4 protein-coding genes and 1 riboswitch are annotated in these 4,487 nt (G+C 70.3%); of the genes, 3 read left to right on the top strand and 1 reads right to left on the bottom strand.

What is annotated here, in order from left to right; translation table 11 throughout:
• Positions 1-154: 154 nt before the first annotated feature.
• Both BB334_RS07400 and BB334_RS07395 read left to right on the top strand, forming a co-directional pair.
• Positions 155-2,389 carry a heavy metal translocating P-type ATPase gene (locus BB334_RS07400; protein ID WP_068806562.1) on the top strand — a complete coding sequence of 745 codons (2,235 nt, stop codon included), beginning with the start codon at positions 155-157 and terminating at the stop codon, positions 2,387-2,389.
• 70 nt (positions 2,390-2,459) lie between these two features.
• Positions 2,460-2,669, top strand: coding sequence for a heavy-metal-associated domain-containing protein (locus BB334_RS07395; protein WP_068806559.1), 210 nt, complete (start codon positions 2,460-2,462; stop codon positions 2,667-2,669).
• A gap of 10 nt (positions 2,670-2,679) precedes the next feature.
• Here BB334_RS07395 and BB334_RS18615 read toward each other — a convergent pair whose 3' ends face one another.
• Positions 2,680-3,600: an energy transducer TonB gene (locus BB334_RS18615; RefSeq protein ID WP_232756683.1), complete on the bottom strand. Its 921-nt coding sequence runs from the start codon at positions 3,598-3,600 to the stop codon at positions 2,680-2,682.
• A 66-nt stretch (positions 3,601-3,666) separates the two neighbouring features.
• A riboswitch (cobalamin riboswitch) is annotated at positions 3,667-3,799 on the bottom strand.
• A 104-nt stretch (positions 3,800-3,903) separates the two neighbouring features.
• On the opposite strand from BB334_RS18615, the gene ppa reads away from it, so the two are divergent.
• Complete coding sequence (gene ppa / locus BB334_RS07385; RefSeq protein WP_068806553.1) at positions 3,904-4,434, top strand: inorganic diphosphatase; 531 nt, start codon at positions 3,904-3,906, stop codon at positions 4,432-4,434.
• Positions 4,435-4,487: the final 53 nt, after the last annotated feature.

Genomic DNA, 4,487 nt, shown 5'->3' with positions numbered 1-4,487 from the left:
GGTAGTAACGTACCGTTTCCACGCCGACCCCCGCTCGGCGCGCCAGCGCGCCGATCGTGAATTCGCCCGTCTTTTCTTTGTCCATGGGTTGACTCCGTACTTGAGTACGGGGTTTACACTGCGCTTCACTCAGGAATCCCGCAAGGGGGCGACCATGCAGAAAAAGGATTCGGAAGGCCGGCGGCAGGATGAGCTCGACACGCTGGAACTCGCGATCGAGGGAATGACCTGCGCCGCCTGCTCGACCCGGCTCGAGAAGGTGCTCAACCGCTTGCCGGGCGTCGAGGCCAGCGTCAACCTTGCCACCGAGCGCGCCACCCTGCGTTTCGCACCCGGGGCGCTGAGCGTTGATGCCGCCGCCGCGGCAGTCGAGCGTGCGGGCTTCCGCGCCATCGAAGCCTCTGCGCGCGCCCGCGAGGAGGCGCGCGCCAGGCATGCGCAGGAGTGGCGGCGGGAACTGCGTCATTTCTGGATTGCAGCGCTGCTCACGCTGCCGCTGGCGGCACAGATGCCGGCGATGTTCGGCGGGGGATGGGCGGCCGAGGGCCATCATGACCTCGTGCCGCGCTGGCTCCAGCTGCTGTTGGCGACGCCGGTGCAGTTCTGGCTGGGGGCGCGTTTCTATCGCGGCGCCTGGGCCTCGCTGCGCGGGGGCGGCGCCAACATGGACGTGCTGGTAGCCCTCGGCACCTCGATGGCTTACGGCTACAGCCTCGTGGTGACGCTCGCGGGTCGTCACGACCTGCACGTGTACTTCGAGGCCTCGGCGATGATCATCACCCTGATCCTGCTCGGCAAGCTGCTCGAGGCGAGGGCGAAGGCCCGCACCACCGCCGCCCTCGATGCGCTGTTGCGGCTGCAGCCGCGGATGGCGCGCGTAGAGCGCGGTGGCGAACTGGTGGAAGTGCCGGTCGAGCAGTTGCACCCGGGCGACGCCTTCGTGCTGCGTCCCGGGGATGCGGTGCCGGTTGATGGCCTCGTCGAGCGTGGCGAGTCCGCGCTCGACGAGGCGATGCTCACCGGTGAGAGCCTGCCGGTGGACAAGCGCGCAGGCGACGCGGTCTATGCGGCCACGATCAACGGCGAGGGCTTGCTGCGCTGCCGTGCGACCGGCGTGGGCGCGAGCACGCTGCTCGCCGGCATCATCCGCCTGGTCGAGCAGGCACAGGGCTCGAAGGCGCCGGTGCAGCGGCTGGCCGACCGCATCGCCGCGGTGTTCGTGCCGGTGGTGGTGGCGATCGCGGCGCTGACGCTGGCAGGCTGGTGGCTCTGGTCGGGCAATTTCCAGCAGGCGCTGATCAACGCGGTCGCGGTGCTGGTGATCGCCTGCCCGTGCGCGCTCGGGCTGGCGACGCCGACCGCGATCATGGTCGGCACCGGCCAGGGGGCGCGTGCCGGCATGCTGGTGAAGAACGCGGAAGCGCTGGAGCTCGCCGAGCGGCTCGAGGTACTTGCGCTGGACAAGACCGGAACGCTCACCGAGGGGCGGCCGGCGGTCACCGACGTGGTGGCGGCCGAAGGCTGGGAGCGCACCGAACTGCTTGCGCTGGCGGCGGCGCTCGAGCAGGGCAGCGCCCATCCGATCGCCCAGGCGGTGGTGGCTGCTGCGCGGGACGGCAGCGGGTTCGTTCCCGCGGCGGGCACGGCGCGCGCCGTTGGCGGCAAGGGGCTGGAGGGACGCGTCGGCGAAGGCGAGGCGGCGCGCGAGGTGCTTCTCGGTTCGCCCGCCTTCCTCGCCGAACGCAGCATCGCGATCGATGATGAAGCCGTGGCCACGCTCGCGTCAGCCGGCAAGACCCTCGTGGCGGTCGCGGTGGATCGCCGCTTTGCCGGCCTGATCGCGGTCGCCGACCGCGTGCGTGCGGATTCGGCCGAGGCGGTGCGCCGCCTGCGAGCGCGCGGAATCCGCGTCGTCATGCTGACCGGCGACCATCCGGCGACGGCCGCGGCGATCGCCGCCCAGACCGGTGTGTCGGAGTGGCGCGCGGGTGTGCTGCCGGGCGACAAGGCTGCCGCGGTGCGCGAGCTCGGTGCGGGCGGCGCGCGTGTCGGCATGGCGGGCGACGGCATCAATGATGCGCCGGCGCTTGCGGCGGCCGACGTCTCCTTCGCGATCGGGGTCGGTGCCGATGTCGCGGTCGAGGCGGCTGACATCACTCTGGTGCGCAACAGCCTGCTCGGCGTGGTCGACGCGATCGAACTGTCGCGCGCGACGCTGTCGAAGATTCGCCAGAACCTGTTCTTCGCCTTCATCTACAACGTGCTCGGCATCCCGCTCGCGGCTGCCGGGATGCTGAACCCGGTGATCGCGGGTGCGGCGATGGCGATGAGCTCGGTCTCAGTGGTCAGCAATTCACTGCTGCTCAAGCGCTGGAAGCCCCGGCGCTGAGTGGCGGAAGCGGCGCGGCGGCGATGGCCGGCGTGTGTTCGAGGTTCGTCGATTGAAAAGGAGCGCGAGCATGGAAGAAGTCAGGATCAGGGTGGAAGGCATGAGCTGCGGCGGCTGTGTGCGCAGCGTCACGGGTGCGCTGCAGGCGCTGCCCGGAGTGACGGAGGCGGAGGTGTCGCTGGAAGCCTCGGAGGCGAGGGTCCGCTTCGATCCGGCCGAGGTGACGGTTGCGGCCTTGCGTGCCGCGGTGGAGGACGCTGGCTTCGACGCGCCAGCCTGAACGTCCCGCGCTAGCGTTCGAGGCGGAACGCGATCGGTACCCGCAGCCAGCTATCGACCGCGGCCCCGTCCTCGCTTGCAGGTACGAATCGCCAGCGCCGGACCGCCTCGCTTGCGGCGCGGTCGAGGCGGGGCGAGCCGCTGCCCTCGAGCATTTCGATCTCGCGCGCGCGACCGTCGCGACCGACCCGCACGCGCAGCAGCACGGTGCCCTGTTCGTTGAGACGGCGGGAGGCGGCCGGATAGGCGGGAGCGGGATTGTGCAGGTAGTCGGCGTCGTAGCGCGCGGGCGTGCTGCCGCCGGCCTTGCCGTCGTTTGCGCCGTGTCCCGCTTCGGCGGCGGGCCCGGCGGCGCTGGCGGCAGCGGGGGCCGAGCGGGCGAGCGGCAACGTCGATGTGATCGGCGAGTCCGTTTTCGCGGGCGCGGCGACCGGCGGGACGCTCGGCGCGCGCGCTGCCTGTGAGGCGGGCGCGCCTGCCGGTGGCATCGTGCGGGCGGATTTGGCGGCCGCTGTAGACGACGGCGCCGGCGCGGACGGAGGCTTGGCGGGCCGCTTCTCAGGTGCGGGCAGCGTTGCGCGCGCGGGGCGCGGGGCGGTCCTGATGCGCGGCGCAGGCGCGGCGCGTGCAGCGGCCGGCGAGGGCTTGGCGACAGGCGAGGCTGAGGAGGCGGGCGGGGCCGCGGCCGCCGTCGGCTCGATCCCCCGCGCGGCATTCGTCGCCGATGGCACGATCAGGCGCGCGACGATCGGGCGCTCGGCGGGGCGGGCGGGCTGCGGGTTCCCGCCTCCGGCGAGCAGTCCGATCCCTGCCGCATGGGCGCCGGCCACCGCGAGGAAAAGGCCCCACTGCACCGGCGCATACCGGCGCGCGGCACGGGAACCGGGCCGCGGCAGTGTTCGTTCTGGAAGGGAAGACAGCGAGCGGCCCATCGCATTCCGTTCGCGCGAGCGGGGCACGGGCACGGGGCACGCGCTGTGGCGCCCGCCCGCGACACAGTCACATCGATCCTCCAGGCCGGTCTCCGGACTCGCGCAGCGCGCTCACCGTTGCGGGGGCAGCACAGGACTTTCACCTGTTTCCCGATTCTTCGCGGCATGTGGCCACGACACCTGCAGGGCAAGGCCTGATTGTATCCCAGCTGGCGCGGCCCGGGCGCACGCAGGCGCAGGCGGCAGCCAATGAAATGCGGAATTACCCTTATAATCGCAGCACTTTTTCCATGGGAGGGAATTATGGGCTTCGACGTCGTGAGTGCCGGCAGGGACGTGCCGAATGACATCAACGTCATCATCGAGATCTCCGCGCAGGGCGATCCGATCAAGTTCGAGGTGGACAAGGACAGCGGTGCAGTGTTCGTCGATCGCTTCATGGGCACCTCGATGCGCTATCCGCTGAACTACGGCTATGTCCCGCACACCGTCGCCGGTGACGGCGACCCGGTCGACGTGTTGGTCGTGACGCCCTTTCCGCTGCAGCCGGGGGTGGTGATTCGTTGCCGTCCGGTCGGGGTACTCAAGATGGAAGACGACGGCGGCGTGGACGCGAAGGTCGTCGCGGTGCCGGTGTCCAAGCTGACCCCGCTGTACGACAAGGTCCAGACTACCGACGATCTGCCCGAGCTGCTGATGAAGCAGACGGTGCACTTTTTCGAGCACTACAAGGATCTCGAGCCCGGCAAATGGGTGAAGGTGCTGGGTTGGGGAACGGTCGAGGATGCGAAAGCGGAGATCGTCAACGGTCTGGCTGCTGCGCAGAAGAAGTGAGTTTCGACCGCGGACGCTGATGCGTCGGCCAGCAAGGAAAAGGCCCGCATAGT

Origin of the sequence: Thauera phenolivorans, from assembly GCF_001696715.1 — a bacterium.
Lineage (GTDB): Bacteria > Pseudomonadota > Gammaproteobacteria > Burkholderiales > Rhodocyclaceae > Thauera > Thauera phenolivorans.
Note: the sequence above shows the minus strand (reverse complement) of the source record. Positions and strands in the feature narration are given on the sequence as shown.

Bases quoted from the DNA above. Each gene is read 5' to 3' on its own strand.
- BB334_RS07400 (WP_068806562.1), top strand. From the start codon at position 155: ATGCAGAAAAAGGATTCGGAAGGCCGGCGGCAGGATGAGCTCGACACG.
- BB334_RS07395 (WP_068806559.1), top strand. From the start codon at position 2,460: ATGGAAGAAGTCAGGATCAGGGTGGAAGGCATGAGCTGCGGCGGCTGT.
- BB334_RS18615 (WP_232756683.1), bottom strand. From the start codon at position 3,600: ATGGGCCGCTCGCTGTCTTCCCTTCCAGAACGAACACTGCCGCGGCCC.
- ppa (WP_068806553.1), top strand. From the start codon at position 3,904: ATGGGCTTCGACGTCGTGAGTGCCGGCAGGGACGTGCCGAATGACATC.